The 15893-nt window shown below is 70.6% G+C and carries 16 protein-coding genes; 3 read left to right on the top strand and 13 right to left on the bottom strand.

Annotated features, from left to right (window positions below; all coding sequences use genetic code 11):
- Positions 1–40 precede the first annotated feature (40 nt).
- The 3 genes from LV75_RS30705 to LV75_RS30715 are packed head-to-tail and all read left to right on the top strand — an operon-like array spanning position 41 to position 3276.
- Positions 41–1126 (top strand): FAD-dependent oxidoreductase, encoded by a 1086-nt coding sequence (locus tag LV75_RS30705; protein WP_253890860.1) that lies wholly within the window; start codon positions 41–43, stop codon positions 1124–1126.
- A gap of 51 nt (positions 1127–1177) precedes the next feature.
- Positions 1178–2536: an AAA family ATPase gene (locus tag LV75_RS30710; protein ID WP_253890861.1), complete on the top strand. Its 1359-nt coding sequence runs from the start codon at positions 1178–1180 to the stop codon at positions 2534–2536.
- Positions 2533–3276 carry an HNH endonuclease family protein gene (locus tag LV75_RS30715; protein WP_253890862.1) on the top strand — a complete coding sequence of 248 codons (744 nt, stop codon included), beginning with the start codon at positions 2533–2535 and terminating at the stop codon, positions 3274–3276. Before LV75_RS30710 ends, LV75_RS30715 begins: the two co-directional genes overlap by 4 nt.
- Before the next feature lie 923 nt (positions 3277–4199).
- On the opposite strand, the gene LV75_RS30720 is transcribed toward LV75_RS30715, so the two are convergent.
- The 13 genes from LV75_RS30720 to mihF all read right to left on the bottom strand — a co-directional run bounded on the left by LV75_RS30720 (position 4200) and on the right by mihF (position 15597).
- Positions 4200–4847, bottom strand: coding sequence for an O-methyltransferase (locus LV75_RS30720; RefSeq protein ID WP_253890863.1), 648 nt, complete (start codon positions 4845–4847; stop codon positions 4200–4202).
- A gap of 32 nt (positions 4848–4879) precedes the next feature.
- Complete coding sequence (locus tag LV75_RS30725) at positions 4880–5860, bottom strand: asparaginase (RefSeq protein WP_253890864.1); 981 nt, start codon at positions 5858–5860, stop codon at positions 4880–4882.
- Positions 5857–6357, bottom strand: coding sequence for a flavoprotein (locus LV75_RS30730; protein WP_253890865.1), 501 nt, complete (start codon positions 6355–6357; stop codon positions 5857–5859). The genes LV75_RS30725 and LV75_RS30730 overlap by 4 nt, the downstream gene beginning before the upstream one ends.
- A complete protein-coding gene (locus tag LV75_RS30735) occupies positions 6354–7784 on the bottom strand; it encodes an RsmB/NOP family class I SAM-dependent RNA methyltransferase (protein WP_253890866.1) in 1431 nt (476 codons plus the stop codon). The genes LV75_RS30730 and LV75_RS30735 overlap by 4 nt, the downstream gene beginning before the upstream one ends.
- The gene (gene fmt, locus LV75_RS30740) at positions 7781–8707 is read right to left on the bottom strand and encodes a methionyl-tRNA formyltransferase (protein WP_253890867.1); all 927 of its coding nucleotides are present in this window, start codon (positions 8705–8707) and stop codon (positions 7781–7783) included. Before fmt ends, LV75_RS30735 begins: the two co-directional genes overlap by 4 nt.
- Positions 8707–9252, bottom strand: a complete 546-nt coding sequence (def, locus tag LV75_RS30745) for a peptide deformylase (protein WP_253890868.1) — start codon at positions 9250–9252, stop codon at positions 8707–8709. Before def ends, fmt begins: the two co-directional genes overlap by 1 nt.
- An 82-nt stretch (positions 9253–9334) precedes the next feature.
- Positions 9335–11383: a primosomal protein N' gene (locus LV75_RS30750; RefSeq protein ID WP_253890869.1), complete on the bottom strand. Its 2049-nt coding sequence runs from the start codon at positions 11381–11383 to the stop codon at positions 9335–9337.
- Positions 11384–11404: 21 nt separating this feature from the next.
- A complete protein-coding gene (locus LV75_RS30755; RefSeq protein ID WP_253890870.1) occupies positions 11405–11797 on the bottom strand; it encodes a DUF5313 family protein in 393 nt (130 codons plus the stop codon).
- Between the two features lie 79 nt (positions 11798–11876).
- Positions 11877–13082 carry a methionine adenosyltransferase gene (gene metK / locus LV75_RS30760; RefSeq protein ID WP_253890871.1) on the bottom strand — a complete coding sequence of 402 codons (1206 nt, stop codon included), beginning with the start codon at positions 13080–13082 and terminating at the stop codon, positions 11877–11879.
- A gap of 52 nt (positions 13083–13134) precedes the next feature.
- Positions 13135–14382 carry a bifunctional phosphopantothenoylcysteine decarboxylase/phosphopantothenate--cysteine ligase CoaBC gene (gene coaBC, locus LV75_RS30765; RefSeq protein ID WP_253890872.1) on the bottom strand — a complete coding sequence of 416 codons (1248 nt, stop codon included), beginning with the start codon at positions 14380–14382 and terminating at the stop codon, positions 13135–13137.
- Entirely contained in the window at positions 14379–14666 is a 288-nt protein-coding gene (gene rpoZ, locus LV75_RS30770) for a DNA-directed RNA polymerase subunit omega (RefSeq protein ID WP_092776269.1), read from the bottom strand. Before rpoZ ends, coaBC begins: the two co-directional genes overlap by 4 nt.
- Complete coding sequence (gmk, locus tag LV75_RS30775) at positions 14663–15283, bottom strand: guanylate kinase (protein ID WP_253890873.1); 621 nt, start codon at positions 15281–15283, stop codon at positions 14663–14665. Before gmk ends, rpoZ begins: the two co-directional genes overlap by 4 nt.
- Positions 15280–15597: an integration host factor, actinobacterial type gene (mihF, locus tag LV75_RS30780; RefSeq protein ID WP_018686179.1), complete on the bottom strand. Its 318-nt coding sequence runs from the start codon at positions 15595–15597 to the stop codon at positions 15280–15282. Before mihF ends, gmk begins: the two co-directional genes overlap by 4 nt.
- Positions 15598–15893 lie beyond the last annotated feature (296 nt).

The following is a 15893-nucleotide window of genomic DNA, read 5'->3' on the forward strand; positions in this document are numbered from 1 at the left end:
AGTGGACCGCGGAGTTCCGTCGACCGCGTGGAGGTGTGCTGTGGCCACTTCGGCCCGCGTTGTCGACGCGGTGGTGATCGGCGGTGGTGGCGTCGGTTCGGCGGCCGCGTGGCGCTTGGCCGAGCGGGGACTCGACGTGCTCCTGGTGGAGCGGTTCGCCGCGGGTCACACGTTCGGCGCATCGCATGGAGCCTCCCGGATCTTCCGGGTGACGTACCCGGAATCCGACTACGTCGAGTTGGCGCAGCGGGCGCACCCGCTGTGGCAGGAGCTCGAATCGGTGACGGGCACGGCTCTCCTGGAGATCACCGGGGGTGTCAGCCACGGACAGGTGTCGTTCGCGGACCTGGCCGCCGCGGTGGCGCGGGCGGGCAGTCCAGGAACGTTCCTATCGCTCGCTGCGGCCGCCGAACGCTGGCCGGGGATCAGGTTCGAGGGCACCGTTTTCTTCCACCCCGTGAGCGGGACGCTCGACGCCGACGCCGCTGTGCGCGCTCTCCAGTCGGCAGCCGTCTTGGCCGGAGCGCAGGTACGCCACGAGAGTCCAGTGCACCGTTTGCGGATCCGCGGCGATCTTGCGGAGGTGGACACCGACGAGGGCACCGTTGTCGCGCGAACAGCGGTGGTGACGGTGGGGGCGTGGTCGGCGAAGCTGTTGGACGGCATCGTCGGCCTGCCACCGCTGCGGGTCACGCAGGAGCAGCCCGCGTACTTCGCGTCGGAGACGGCCGGGTGGCCAGCGTTCGTGCACCACATCGACGACCCGTACCCGAGCGGGGTCTACGGGTTGGCCACACCGGGGCTCGGCGTGAAGGCGGGCTTCCACGGCGTCGGACCGGTGGTGGACCCGGACGACCGCGACTTCACGGCGGAACCGGGGCAGCTGGCCGCGTTGCGCGACTACGCGCGGACCTGGCTGCCCGGTGTCGACCCCGACGCGTTCACGCCGATCAGCTGCACCTACACGAGCACGACCGACTCCGACTTCATCCTCGACCGGGTGGGCCCGGTGGTGATCGGCGCGGGCTTCTCCGGCCACGGCTTCAAGTTCCTGCCCGCGGTGGGTGAGGTGCTGGCCGCCCTGGCGACCGGAGAGGCCCGCCCGCCCGCTCGGTTCGCGCTCTGAAAGGCCAGGTCATCCGGGGTGGTTGTCGGTGCGGGCCGGTAGAATCGGGGCATGTATGTCTCGCGGGTCCGGCTGGTCAACGTCCGGGGTTTCCACGACGGGCGGATCGTCGACCTGGACCTGCGCAGGCCCGACAACAGCTACGCGGGGTGGACGGTCCTGGCGGGCCGCAACGGGTCGGGTAAGACGTCGCTGCTGCGCGGAATCGCCCTGGCCGTCGGCGGGCCTGCCGCGGCGCGGACGCTGGTAGCCGATTTCGACAACTGGATCTCGGTGGGCAAGTCGGACGCGACGGCCGCCGTGCAACTCACCTTCGACCTGAACTTCGAGCGGTTCAAGAAGGGGCGGCCCCCGGAGCGGCCGTTCTGGGCAGGCCTGCGCTGGACGGCCGCTGACGCCGAGGACACCGCTTGGGCGCGCCGCCCGGTGCAGCCGTCGCTGGAGGAGCACAGCGAGGACGGCCGCGCCAAGACCGCGCCGCGCAACGGACCGTGGCACGACAACCCGTCCGGCTGGTTCTGCGCCGCGTACGGCCCGTTCCGCAGGCTCATCGGCGGCACCGGCGACGTGCAACGGCTGATGCTCGGCGCGGGCAGCGTCGCGCGGATGGCGAGCCTGTTCCACGAAGACGCCTCGCTGGCCGAGGGCGTGGCGTGGTTGATCGAGCAGCACCTGCGGGCCCTGGAGCGGCGCGAGGGGGCGAAGTACCTCAAGGAGTCCGCCCTGCGGATCCTCGGCGACGGCCTGCTGCCCGACGACTACCGGATCAACGAGGTCGACTCCGAGGGCCTCTGGGTCTCCGACGGCGGCCACCGCTTCCCCCTGCGCGAGATGAGCGACGGCTACCGCACCGTCGTCGCCCTAGTCGTCGACCTGCTTAAGCAGCTCTACGAGAGCTATGGCGATCTGCACTTGGACCCCGACGGCACGGTGGTGGGCGTACCGGGCGTGGTCATCATCGACGAGATCGACGCGCACCTGCACGTGTCCTGGCAGAAGCGCATCGGCGAGTGGCTCAAGCAGCACTTCCCGCAGATCCAGTTCCTGGTCACCACGCACAGCCCCTACATCTGCCAATCCGCCGACCCGGCGGGCCTGATCCGCCTCCCCGGCCCCGACCAGGACATGAGCCCGCAAACGGTCGACCCGGACCTGTGGGAGCGCATCGTCTACGGCACCGGCGACGACGCGGTGCTCTCGGACCTGTTCGGCCTGGACACCGCGTACTCAAACCGCGCGATCCAGCTACGGCACCTGCTGGTCGAACTGGAACTCAAGGTCCTCGACGGAGTGGCCGACGAGCAGGAGCGCACCCGCTACCACCAGCTCAAACAAACCCTCACCAGCTCCCCGTCAGCCAGGGTCACCGAGGTCGCCGCCCGCCTGATAGCAGGCGACGACCACCGATGATCCGCCTGACCCGCCCGCCACTCCCGGACGAGTTGGCGGAGTCATTGCAACGCGCGACCGACGCCCTGCGAGCGATCCCACGCAAGGAGCAGTCCGCGAAAGCCCGCACCTCTTGGCGTTCCCGCGCAACACTGCGCACCTCCATCGGCAGCCGATTACGAGAGTTCGCCCCAGGCCGAGAACGCTGCATGTACTGCGGCGACAACCAAGGCACCGACGTCGACCACTTCTCCCCGGTAGCCCTAACTCCCTTGCTGACGTTCGCTTGGACCAACCACTTACTGGCTTGCTCTGTCTGCAACAGCCACCACAAGCGCGACCAGTTCCCCCGCGACGCCCGTGGCCGAGCACTCCTCTTAGACCCGACTGTGGACGACCCGTTCGAGCACTTGGCGCTGTCGCTGACTTTGGGGCGGTATCGGCCTCTTACAGAGCGGGGTGAGGTGACGACGCAGGTGTGCGGCTTGAACCGGGACATCTTGACGCGGGGGCGACAGGAGGCACGGTTGACACTGGGCTTCTTGTTTGAGCGTTGGGAAACTGCGCATTTAGCGGAGGACGAAGACACCATGCGACAGGTGGTGCGGACTGTGCGGGAGCAGCCGTTCGCGGACGTGGTTCAAGCCATGGTCCGGTACAGCACCCGCCCCGGAGCCGAAGAAATCTTCTCCGACCAACCAGCCCTGCTCGCCGTCCTTCTTCGCCCACGCCTACGAACTCAGCTCACGTCTCAGCAGTAAGAGAGACGAGTTGGCGCTACCGGCCTCAACTCCCGCCCAGTGCCTTACTGGCTCTTAGAACCTCGAACACTGAACACTCGGAAGCCACTGGTGCCGGGCCAGCCCACCGAGTCGGCCCTGCCAACCCGGCCCCTGGACACTCAGACCCAGCGGTGCCAGCCCAGCCCCGTCAGGTTCGACCCAACCCACCTGCTCAGCCCGTGGACACTCGGACTCTGCGGTGCCAACCTGCGCCCCGTCAGGTCCGCCCCAGCCCACCTTCCCAGCGCCTGGACAGTCGGACTCGCTGGTGCCAGGCCGGCTCGATGGGGCGGACTTGTTTTGCGTGGGGGGACAACACCCGTAGCGTCGTCAGCGGCAGGGCCTGCTTTTGGGCCCCTGCTTTGCGGTTCTGCCACGGGTGTTGTAGGGGCCCCGCGCAAAACAAGTTCGCCCCATCGAGCTTGTCGCATTGCCGCGGATCTCCGCCGATGTTGCCGCCAGGCGACGAGGCGACTCCCGGAGCCGAAGGCGGAGGCCCGAATCCCTTGCCCCGCACCCCCAGCAACGGCTGACGTCAAGATCAACCTGATCGAAAGCCCCCAAATACACAGTTTACCGCGCAGCACCGACAAGCCGGGAGCGCCGAACAACGCCCTGTGGACAGCAGAAGCCGTTGTGGACAACCAACCACCACAACCAGCCGCCTACAAGATCATCTGCCGCAAGAGCCCCCGATATACAGCCTACCGACGAGCCCCGACAAAACGGCAGCACCGAAGCGGCCCCTGTGGACAACCAGAACCGTTGTGGACAGCAGACCCGCGGACAACAGACCAGCGGACGGCAGACCAGCGGACAACGGACCCGCGGACAGCAGACCAGTGGACGGCAGATCCGTTATAGGCAACCAAGCCCGTCGTAAGCCACAACAGGCACAGTCCCTACCGCTTGCGTGCCAACGTAATCCCGTCCCGCACCGGCAGCATCGCAACCTCCACCCGTGGATCCGCCGCCACCTGGGCATTTACCTCTCGGATCGCTACCGTGTTGCGGTCGGTGGCGGCTGGGTCGACCACGCGGCCGCTCTGCAGCACGTTGTCCAGCACGATCAAACCGCCAGGGCGCAGCCGCGGCACCAGTTCTGTGTAGTACGACAGGTAGCCCGTCTTGTCGGCATCAATGAACGCGAAGTCGATCGTTGGTGCCTCTGGCAGTTCGCGCAGGGTGTCGAGTGCGGGCGCGATCCGCAGGTCGATCTTGTCGGCTACCCCCGCGCGGTCCCAGTAGCGGCGGGCGATCTTGGTCCACTCCTCGCTGACGTCGCAGGCTAGGAGGGTGCCGGTGGCGGGGAGGCCGCGGGCGATGCAGAGGGACGAGTAGCCGGTGAAGACGCCTACTTCGACGGCGGTGCGGGCGCCCACCAGGCGGACCAGCATGGTGAGGAGTTCGCCCTCGTCGTGGCTGATCTGCATCTGGGCGGAGTCGGGGAACTCGGCGGCGGTTTCCGCGGCCAGCTCGCGGAGCAGGTCGTCGGGCTGGGAGGAGTGGGCAAGCAGGTAGTCGCTGAGCGCCGGGGAGACTATGTCCATGAGCGCCATCTAAGCCGAACGCGGTCGTTAGGTCACCGGTAGTGGTCGAAGGCACTCGCGATGCGAGACCGGTCCGCGCCATCAGCCAGGAGCAAGAGCAGCAGGACGCGGGCTTTAGCCGGGTCGAGGAAGCCTGCGTGCAGTAGGCCGCGGTCCAGTAGGTCCCGTTCCGAGCCGGGGTAGCCGTAGGTGTGCCGTAGGACCGGTCCTGAGCCGGTGCGCGATGCGAGCACCACCGGCACACGGGCTGCGAGCTCAGCCACCACCGGCACCATCTCCACGGGCACGTGACCGGCGCCCAACCCGGCGAGCACGAGCCCGTCGAACGCCGGACCGCTCAGGCGCAGCAGTTCGCCGTCGTCGCCCAGGGCGACCGTCACCAGGCCGACCCGCAGTCGGGACACGGCGTCGGTGGCGGGTAGGTGCAGCGGCACCCGTGGTGTGCCGCGCAATCGGGGTTCGCCCTCCACCACCAGGCCGAGCGGGCCGAACCCGGGCGAGACGAACGCGGCGGTGCTGCTCGTGTGTCCTTTTCGGACGAACCGGGCGCCGTGCACCTCGTCCGACATGACCACCAGGGTGCCGAGGCCCCTGGCGGCCGAGGACACCGCGACCCGGATCGCGGCGAACAGGTTCGCCGGACCGTCGGCGCCCGCCGAGGTGGGGTGCCGCATGGCGCCGGTGACCACGACCGGGACGTCGGAGTCCACGGTCAGGTCCAGGAAAAGCGCGGTCTCCTCGATGGTGTCCGTGCCGTGGGTGACCACCACGCCCGCCGCGCCCGCGTCGATCTCGGCCCGCACGGCCGCCGACAGCGCCACCAGGTCGGCGAAGCCCAGCGACGGGCTGGGCAGCGACCGCAGCCCGCGCGCGGTGATCTCCAGGCCGAGCTCGGCGAGCCCGGGCACGGCGGCGATCAGGTCGGCGGCGTCGAGGGCGGGCACGACCCCGCCCGCGGCGCTCGGTGCCATCGCGATGGTCCCGCCCATCCCGATCACGGCGACGCGCGTCATGGTCCCTCCAACAGGTCGAGCAACGGCTCCCACGGGTCGGCGGGGTCGGCGTCGGACACGACGCAGCCCACCTCCCGCAGAGTGTCCAGATGCCGGGTGAACACCGGGTGTGCGCGCTGCGCCGCGGCGGCCTGCGGGCGGATCACCACCGGTACCCCCGGCGTGCCCAGCGCCTCGCCGAGCGCGGTGAGGGCCTGGTTGTCGGCGATCCCGAGGGCCAACTTGGCCAGCGAGTTCGCCGTGGCGGGCACGAACAGGAACGCGTCGGGCACCGGGTACGGCTTCGGCTCGCCCGGCAACCGCGACCGGCTGCGCACCGGCAGCGCGGTCAACGCCTGCAACCGCCCCGTCTCCCCCACCGCGTCCATCCACTGGCCAGCGGTCGGGGTGAACGTGATCGCCAAGCGCCACCCGCGCGCGGCGGCGGGCTCGGCCACCTCGACGCGCAGCCGCTGGTCGACACCGGCGGCGGCCGCGGCCACCACAGCGAGGATCATCGGCGGAGCAGGGCGCAGAACATGGCGTCGGTGCCGTGCCGGTGCGGCCAGAGCTGCACGAACGGACCGTCGCCGAGCCCGGGCATCCCCTCGGGGAAGCTCGGCCGGGCGTCGAGCACGGTCGCGCCGGTGGCCCTGGCCACCGAAGACACCACGCCCTCGGTCTCCGACAGGTGCGGCGAGCACACGACGTAGGCCACGACCCCGCCGGGGCGGACCAGCCCGAGCGCGCTGGTCAGCAGTTCCCGCTGGGTCTTGGTGAGGTCGCCGACGTCCTCGGGGTGGCGGCGCCAGCGGGCCTCGGGGCGGCGGCGCAGCGCGCCGAGCCCGGTGCACGGGGCGTCGACCAGGACGCGGTCGAACGAACCAGCCAAGCCCGGCTCGCGGCCGTCGGCGACGTGCACGGTGACCGGCAGGCCGGTGGTGATCTGCTCGACCAGCCGGGCCCGGTGCGGGGCGATCTCGACCGCGTCGAGGGTGCCGCCGTTGATCGCGGTCAGCGCGCCCAGCATCGCCGCCTTGCCGCCGGGACCCGCGCACAGGTCGAGCCAGCGGGTGTCGGCGCCCTCGACGGGGACGCGGGTCAGGGCGACGGCGCACAGCTGGCTGCCCTCGTCCTGCACGCCCGCGAGGCGCTCGCGGATCGCCTCCAGGTCGCCCGGGTCGCCCGAGCCCGGTTCCAGCCGGACCCCGTAAGGCGAGTACGGCGCCGGGTCGCCGCCGGTCATCGCGGCCAACTCCTCCGCGGTGACCTCACCGGGCCGGGCGGCCAGGTGCACGGCGGGTCGCTCGTCGTCGGCGCGCAGCGCGTCGGCGAGCTCGTCACCGGTGCTGCCGAGGGCGTCGGCGAAGGCGCGGGCGATCCAGCGCGGGTGGCTGGTGTACGCGGCGAGGTGCCCGATCGGGTCCTCGTCGCGCGAGGGCGCGATGACCTCCAGCCACCCGGCCTCGTCGCGCTCGGTGACCTTGCGCAGCACGGCGTTGGCGAAGCCGGTGACGCGGGGGCCGAGGTCGCGGCGCACCAGGTCCACGGTGGACGCCACGGCGGCGTGCGCCGGGATGCGGGTGCGCATGAGCTGGTAGGCGCCCAGCCGCAGCGCGTCGAGCAGCACCGGCTCGACCTTGCTCAGCGGCCGGTCGACGCACTCGGCGAGGATCTCGTCGAGCAGGCCCCAGGCGCGGCAGGTGCCGTAGGCGAGTTCGGTGGCCAACGCGGCGTCGCGGCCGGTGATGCGGCGCTCGCGCAACAGCTTGGGCAGCACGAGGTTGGCGTAGGCGTCGTCGTGCCGCACGGCCTGCAGGACGTCGAGCGCGGCGCGCCGGGCCGGGTCGTCGATGGGCGGGCGCTCCGGGGTGGCGGGCCTGCGCGGCGGGTGCGCGCGGTTGGGCCGCGACGGTCGGTGTGCGCGTTTTCCTGGCTGGGTCATCCGACTCGCTCCCCCGGCTCGATGCGGCTGCCGCGGGCCCAGTCGGTGGCCTGCATGCGCTTCTTCCCCTGGGCCTGAACCTCACCGAGGCTCACCGGCCAGGTGGCGGTACCCACGAGAACGCGTTTGCGCTCTACCAGCACCTCGCCAGGTGCCAGCGGGGTGTCGGACTCGGCTCTGGTGAGCGGGCCGAGTTTGAGGCGTTCACCGCGGAACCACGCCCACGCCCCCGGTTCCGGGGTGACCGCGCGGACCAGGCGGTCCACCGCGAGGCCTGGCCGGGCGAAGTCGACCTTGGCGTCGTCGACGGAGATCTTCGCGGCGTAGCTGACGCCGTCGGCGGGTTGCTCGACGGCGGCGAGCTCGGCCGACTCGATTCCGTCCACAGTGGACGTGAGGAGTCCGGCGCCCGCCTCGGCGAGCCGCTCGAGCAGCACACCCGCGGTGTCGTCGGGGCGGATCGGCTCGGTGAGCACACCGAAGACCGGGCCCGCGTCGAGTTCGCGGACGATGCGGAAGGTGCTGGCGCCGGTGATCTCGTCACCGTGGCGGATCGCGGCCTGCACCGGGGCCGCACCGCGCCAGGCGGGCAGCACGGAGAAGTGCAGGTTCACCCAACCGTGTGGCGGGATGTCCAGTGCGGCCTGCCGGAGCAGGGCCCCGTAGGCGACGACCGGGCACAGGTCCGGGCCGATCTCGCGCAACCGGTCCAGGAACGCCGGGTCGGACGCCTTGTGCGGGGTGAGGACCTCGATGCCGTGCTCGTCGGCGAGCTCGCCGACGGGAGAACGCGAGGTGTGCCTACCGCGCCCGGCAGGGGCATCGGGGCGGGTGATGACAGCGGCCACCTCGTGCCGCGACGCGATAAGCGCGCGCAACGAAGGCAGCGCCACCTCGGGCGTGCCCGCGAACACCAAGCGCATCAGCGGGCCCCGAACAGCGGGTGCGGGCTCTGCTTGAGAGTCGGCACGGCACCGTCGAACCAGGTGGCCTGCCGGATCTCCTTCATCGCCTGCTTGCGCGTGTCGTCGTCGAGGCGGTCGAGGAACAGGACGCCGTCGAGGTGGTCGGTCTCGTGCTGGATGCAGCGGGCCAGCAGGTCGCTGCCCTGGATCTCGATGGGCTCGCCATGTTCGTTGAACCCGCGCGCGACCACGTTGCGGTGCCTGCGGCAGTCCCAGGAGAAGCCCGGGATGGACAGGCAGCCCTCCGGCCCCTCTTGGGTCTCCTCGTCGAGGGAGGTCCACACCGGGTTGACCAGGTGCCCCTCCTCCCCGTCGCAGGCGTAGGTGAACACGCGCAGACCGACACCGAGCTGGGGTGCGGCCAGGCCTGCCCCGCCCTCGTCGCGCATGGTGTCCCACAGGTCGCGCACCAGGTTGCGCAACTCCCGGTCGAAGTCGACGACCTCGTCGGCCGGGGTGCGCAGCACGGGGTCGCCAAAGAGCCGGATCGGCTGGACGGTCACACGTCATCCCCTCGGTACAGGTCGGTCGGACCAGTCTATTCGCCCGTCGAGGTGCCCATGACCACCACCAGCGGGGCAGGCCTCAGATGAGGTCGAGCGGGTCGAGTTGGACGCGCAGCGGGTCGGGGTCCTTGCGCGCGGTGCGGACCGCTTGGGCCTTGGCCAGCACAGCGGCGAGTTCCCGGCCGTGCGGTCGGGCGACCCGGATGAGGACCCGCTCACGGGGGTCGGGTGCGTCCGGGTCCCCCAGGGGGACGGGACCGAGGATCTCGCCGGTGGGTGGGAGCGGTAGGTCTGCCAGGAGCCGGGCAACGGCGGCGGGGCTGCCGTCGGCGGACGCCATGCGCACGGCGGGTGGGAAGCCCAACTCGGTGCGGGCGGCCAGTTCGATGCTCGCGTGCCAGGCGGGGTCCCAGCGGACGAGGGCCTGGACCGGCTGGATCGAGGAGTCGGCGAGGACCACGACACGGCCGCCGTCGTCCGCTGGGCGCACCAAGGCGGCGGCGGTCATCCAGCGGCGTAGGGCTTCTTCGGTCGCGCGCAGGTCGGCGCGACCTAGAAGTGCCCAGCCGTCGAGGAGCAGGGCGGCCCCGTAACCGGCCTCGGCTACGGGTTCCGCGCCGGGCGTCGCCACTACGAGAGCGGGCTTGGCACTGACGGTCGCCAACACCTCTTGCGCTCCCGAGGTCCGGACAGGGAATCCGGTGAAGGCGCGACCTAGTTCCTCCGCGGTCCTCTTAGCTCCGATGACAGCGGCCCGTAGGCGACGGGAACCACAGTTCTGGCACCGGAAGTTGGCCTCGGTCGCCGCGCACCACCGGCACGCGGGCGGGCGGGCTTCAGCTCCGGCAGGCGGTATGCCCAACGGGCCCGCGCACCGACGGCAGCGCGCTGGAGCCCGGCAGTCCTGACACGTCAACGCGGGCACATAGCCCCGCCGAGGAACCTGCACCAGTACCGGATGCCCAGCCGTTAGCGCTGCCCGAGCCGCGTCGAAGGCCACCGAGGGAACGCGGGCAGTCCTCGCGGCCGGGTCTCGGGCCATCTGCGAGTCGTGCTCGCCGATCGCGGTCACCCGAGGCGCGGCCGCCCGGACCTCGGTGCGGGCGGCGACGATCTCCGGCGCCCATCCCGTGTCCACCAGGAGTTGGGCCTCGGCGGTGCGGGCGAACCCGGCGACGACCATGGCCGCCCCCGTGCGGGTGGCGCGCTGGATCAGCACGTCCCGCACGTGCGGGTACGGCGACCTCGGGTCGGAGTGCTGGTCGTCCCCGTCGTCCCACACGACCAGGACGCCCGGGTCCGCGACAGGCGCGTAGGCGGTCGCGCGGGTGCCTACGACGATCCGCGCCACCCCACGGCGAACGTTCAGCCATCCCCGGTACCTCTTGGCGGGCCCCAGATCCGCCGACAGCGCCACCACAGCGTCTTCCCCTGCCAGAGCGACGCAGGCAGCGTTCACGCGCGTTACGTCGCGGTGGTCGGGTACGACAATCACGGCCCCACGCCCCGATGACGCTGCCGTGACCGCGACCTCGGCCAAGCGCAGTGGCCAGTCTTCGCCCGGAAGCGCCTGCCACACCGCGTGCGCCTGACGTCCAGCCTTCAAGGCGTCCAGGAACGCGGCCCCACGCGGGTAGCGCGCCCACCCCTCCAGATCCGGCACAGCGGGTGCGTCGGCGGGCTCACCGGCCTCTTCGGCTTCAACACGCGCATGGCGAGGTGGGACTGCCAGCCGGAGAACGTCGATCATCGTGCCGCCATAGCGGTCGGCCACGGCACGGCAGAGCCCAGCGACCTCGGGAGAGAGAACAGGCTCCGGCGAGACAACCTTGTCCAGGAACAACAACCGGTTGGCGTCGAAATCGGACTCCGCGACGCGTTCGGCGATGAACCCGTCCGTCAGCTGTCGGTTGAACCGGACCCGGACCCGGCACCCCGGCGCCGCCTCGGTATCGAGCTTGGCGGGCACGAGGTAGTCGAAGGTGCGGTCGAGGTGCGCCAACGGGGCGTCCACCCACACCTTCGCGACGGGCAGTTCGGCGGCCGCCACCTGCTTGCCCTTGGCCGGGGCCGGGGCGGGCTTCGACACCGCGACGTCGAACAGGGCGTCGGGGTCGGGTTCGGACATAGGGGCTGGTCTACCAGACGCCTAGTCCGAACGGTCCTGGTGGTAGGCGGCGTAGAGGGCCACGATCTCGGAGCGGTCCCCGGTTTCGGCCTCTTCGCGTATGCGGCGGTTGAGGCCGATGGGATAGCCGTGCTTGATGAGGCGCCTCTCGCACGCGTCTTCCATGAAGGACAGCGAGAAGTACAGCCCGGTCACGTACCCGGCGGCGACCATCGAGAACCGCAGCGACAGCGGGCCCGGTACGAACAACAGCAGCCACAGCGGGCTGAACAGCACCATCACCCGCGCGAAGTGCCGCCACACCCAGGTGCGGGCCGTGAGGTCCCACAGCACCCACGGCCGGTAGCGGTCGGGCAGGGTGCCGCCGATGGCGTACCAGAGCCACCGCAGGGGTCCGGGTCGCTGGAAGTGCACGCCGTGGATCGTAGGTGTCCCCACAAAACATCACCTCTCCCCCACGGTTACCCGTGGAGGAGAGGTGACACACGTGCTCTTAAGCGCCCGCGGCGGTCCGCAGGTCGTCGGCGCGGTCGGTGCGCTCCCACGGCAGGTCCAACTCCGGGCGGCCGAAGTGCCCGTACGCCGCGGTCTGCGCGTAGATCGGGCGCAGCAGGTCCAGGTCGCGGATGATCGCGGCCGGGCGCAGGTCGAACACCTCGCGGACGGCGGTCTGGATCTTGGCCGGGTCCACCTTCTCGGTGCCGAAGGTCTCGACGAACAGACCGACCGGGGCAGCCTTGCCGATGGCGTAGGCCACCTGCACCTCGATGCGGTCGGCCAGACCCGCGGCGACCGCGTTCTTGGCGACCCACCGCATCGCGTACGCGGCCGAGCGGTCGACCTTGGACGGGTCCTTGCCCGAGAACGCGCCACCACCGTGGCGGGCCATGCCGCCGTAGGTGTCGACGATGATCTTGCGGCCGGTCAGGCCCGCGTCACCCATCGGACCACCGATGACGAACCGGCCGGTCGGGTTCACCAACAACCGCACCCCGGCGGTGTCGAGATCCAACTCCCCCAACTCGGGCACCACCACACCCTCGCGCACATCCACCCCGAGCAGCCGCTCCAGGTCAACGCCCTCGGCGTGCTGCCAGGACACGACCACGGTGTCGAGCCGAACAGCCCGATCACCGTCGTACTCGATGGTGACCTGGGTCTTGCCGTCCGGCCGCAAGTACGGCACCAAACCGTCCTGGCGAACCTTCGTCAGACGCTTCGAAAACCGGTGCGCCAACGCGATCGGCAACGGCATCAACTCAGGGGTGTCGGTGCACGCGTACCCGAACATCAAACCCTGGTCACCCGCACCCTGACGATCGATCTCGTCCGAAGCGTTCTCCACACGGGTCTCGTGCGCCGTGTCCACACCCTGCGCGATATCCGGCGACTGCGCACCAATCGCCACATTCACACCACAGGAGTTCCCGTCGAACCCCTTCGCCGACGAGTCGTACCCGATCCGCAGGATCACATCCCGCACGATGCTCGGGATATCCGCGTAAGCCTCCGTCGTCACCTCACCGGCCACGTGCACCTGGCCGGTCGTCACGAGCGTCTCCACCGCCACCCGCGACCGCGGGTCCTTCGCCAACAGCGCGTCCAAGACCGCGTCACTGATCGCATCACAGATCTTGTCCGGGTGGCCTTCGGTGACCGACTCGGAAGTAAAGAGCCTACGGCTGCCGTTCTCGCTCACGAGTTACCCCACATCGTCCGCCCTGTGTCGGGGCAACTGTACTGAAGCGCCCTCAGGAGCGGCTTGAAGATTGGACCAGTTCCACTACGGAGTCCCAGACTTCGCTCGCGAGTTGCGCCTTCGAGCCCAACGCGATCGGGCGTTCGGCGCCAGCCGCCGACAACAGCCACCCGGCGTTGTCCTCGGTCTCGAACGCCTTGCCCTCGCCGACCGCGTTCACCACGAGCAGGTCACAGCCCTTGCGTTTGAGCTTGGCCCGTGCATGGTCGAGGACATCGGCCCCGGAATCGCCGGTCTCGGCCGCGAATCCGACGATTACCTGCCAGTCTGGAAGAAGACCGGCAGTTCTGGCCGCGACCAGCTCAGCGAGTACGTCCGCGGTGCGGGTGAGTGCTATAGGGGCCGGGTCCCGATCGGTCTTCTTGATCTTGAACTCGGCCGAGCTGACCGGCCGGAAATCGGCGACGGCGGCGGCCATCACCACCACGTCGGCGGTACCCGCGGCCGCGTGCACGGCATCGCGCAGTTGCGCGGCGGTGCCCACCCGGACGACGTCCACACCGGCGGGCTCCGGCAGCGGCAGCGTGTGCGCCGAGACCAAGGTCACCTGGGCGCCGCGCTGGGCGGCGGTGCGGGCGAGGGCGTAGCCCTGCTTGCCGGAGGACCGGTTGCCCAGGTAGCGGACCGGGTCGAGCGGTTCACGGGTGCCGCCCGCGGAGACGACGACCCGGAGACCCTCCAGGTCACGCGGCAAGGCGTCTGGGCGGTGCAAGAGCAGCCGGGCGAGGTCAACGATCTCAGCCGGGTCTGCCAGCCTGCCCTTACCCGTGTCGGCCCCGGTGAGCCTGCCGCTGGCGGGCTCGGTCACGACCGTCCCCCGCGAGCGCAGGGTGGCCACGTTGGCCTGGGTGGCCGGGTGCTCCCACATCTCGGTGTGCATCGCCGGGATCATCAGCACCGGGCACCGCGCGGTGAGCAGGGTGCCCGTCAGCAGGTCGTCGGCGAGCCCGTGCGCGGCCCTGGCGAGCAGGTCCGCGGTGGCGGGCACCACGACGACCAGGTCGGCCTCTTGGCCCAACCGGACGTGCGGGACCTCCGGTACGTCCGAGAACACACCGGTGTGCACCTTGTTGCCCGAGAGCGCCTCGAACGTGGCGGCACCGACGAACCGCAGCGCGGCCTCGGTCGGTACCACCCGCACGTCGTGACCGGACTCGGTCAGCCTGCGCAAGACCTCACAGGCCTTGTAGGCGGCGATCCCGCCACCGACGCCGAGAACGACCTTGGGCCGCGAGGTCACTCGCCCTCGGTGTGCTCAAGCAGGCCGGAGTGGATCTCGCGCAGGGCGATGGACAGCGGCTTCTCCCGGGGACCGGGCTCCACCAGCGGGCCGACGTACTCCAGCAGGCCCTCGCCGAGCTGCGCGTAGTAGTCGTTGATCTGCCGCGCGCGCTTGGCCGCGTAGATGACCAGCGCGTACTTGGAGCTGACCTTGTCGAGCAGGTCGTCGATCGGGGGGTTGGTGATGCCTTCGAGCTGCGTCGTCGGCTCGCCGAGAGCGCCAAGCTCGGTAGGGGTGATCACTCGGTGCACTCCTGGTTCGAGGGGTCCGGAAGTACCAAGGTTAGCAACTCCTTGGCGGCGGTCGGCACATCGGCGTTCACCACGACCGCGTCGAACTCGGCCTCGGCCGCCAGTTCGTCCTTCGCCACGGCCAGCCTGCGCGCCACGACCTCGGGATCCTCGGTGCCCCGACCGGTGAGCCGCGACACCAGCGCGTCCCACGAGGGCGGCACCAGCATCACCAGCAGCGCCTCGGGCATGGCCAGGCGCACCTGGCGGGCCCCCTGCAGTTCGATCTCCAGCACGGCGGGCCTGCCCGCGGCCAGCGCGACCTCGACCGGGCCGCGCGGGGTGCCGTAGCAGTTGCCCGCGTACTCGGCGTGCTCGAGCAGCTCGCCCGAGCCCGCCATCCGCGCGAACTCCGCGCGGTCGACGAAGTGGTAGTGCGCGCCGTCCACCTCGCCCGGCCGCGGGCGGCGGGTGGTGACCGACACGCTGAAGTAGATGTCCGGGTGCAGCCTGCGCAGTTCGGCGACCACGCTCGACTTGCCGACCCCGGACGGGCCCGACACGACAGCGAGCCGGGACCGGGGCGCAACGCCCGGTCCCGGCTCACGGCCTTGCGACTTCTCGGTCACTCGCCGCTGAACTCGGCCAGCAACGCCTTGCGCTGGCGGTCACCGAGTCCGCGCAGGCGCCTGCTCGGCGCGATCTCCAGGCGCTCGATGATCTGCTGGGCACGCACCTTGCCGACGCCCGGGAGGGCCTCGAGCAGCGCGGTGACCTTCATCTTGCCCAGGACCTCGTCGTTGTCAGACTGGGCCAGCACGTCCTTGAGGGTGGTTCCGCCTCGCTTCAGGCGCTCCTTGAGCTCGGCTCGGGCGCGACGGGCGGCAGCCGCCTTCTCCAGCGCTGCGGCCCGCTGCTCCTCGGTCAGCTGGGGAAGGGCCACGATTTCCTCCGTGGGGGTGGGATTTCTTCCGGATCGGTGCCGCGACGTTACCGACCCCTGGCCTGCGGGGACAACGCGGGTCCAGCATGTGCGGTCCGTGACGCCCGGGCAGAAGTTGATCAACAACGCGTGATCTGGACGAGCGTGACCTGCGACGATACCGCCGTGTCGGCGATCACAGAACCGGTCACGCAGTGCGATGGCGACACCGGCGGTTCGCGAAAGTGTCGCCTCCGCCACTCCCGGGAACCCCCTGAACACACCCGGTCAGCCCATAGCCGTCTACCTGCGTGAAC

It is taken from the genome of Actinokineospora diospyrosa (assembly GCF_024171925.1).
GTDB lineage: Bacteria > Actinomycetota > Actinomycetes > Mycobacteriales > Pseudonocardiaceae > Actinokineospora > Actinokineospora diospyrosa.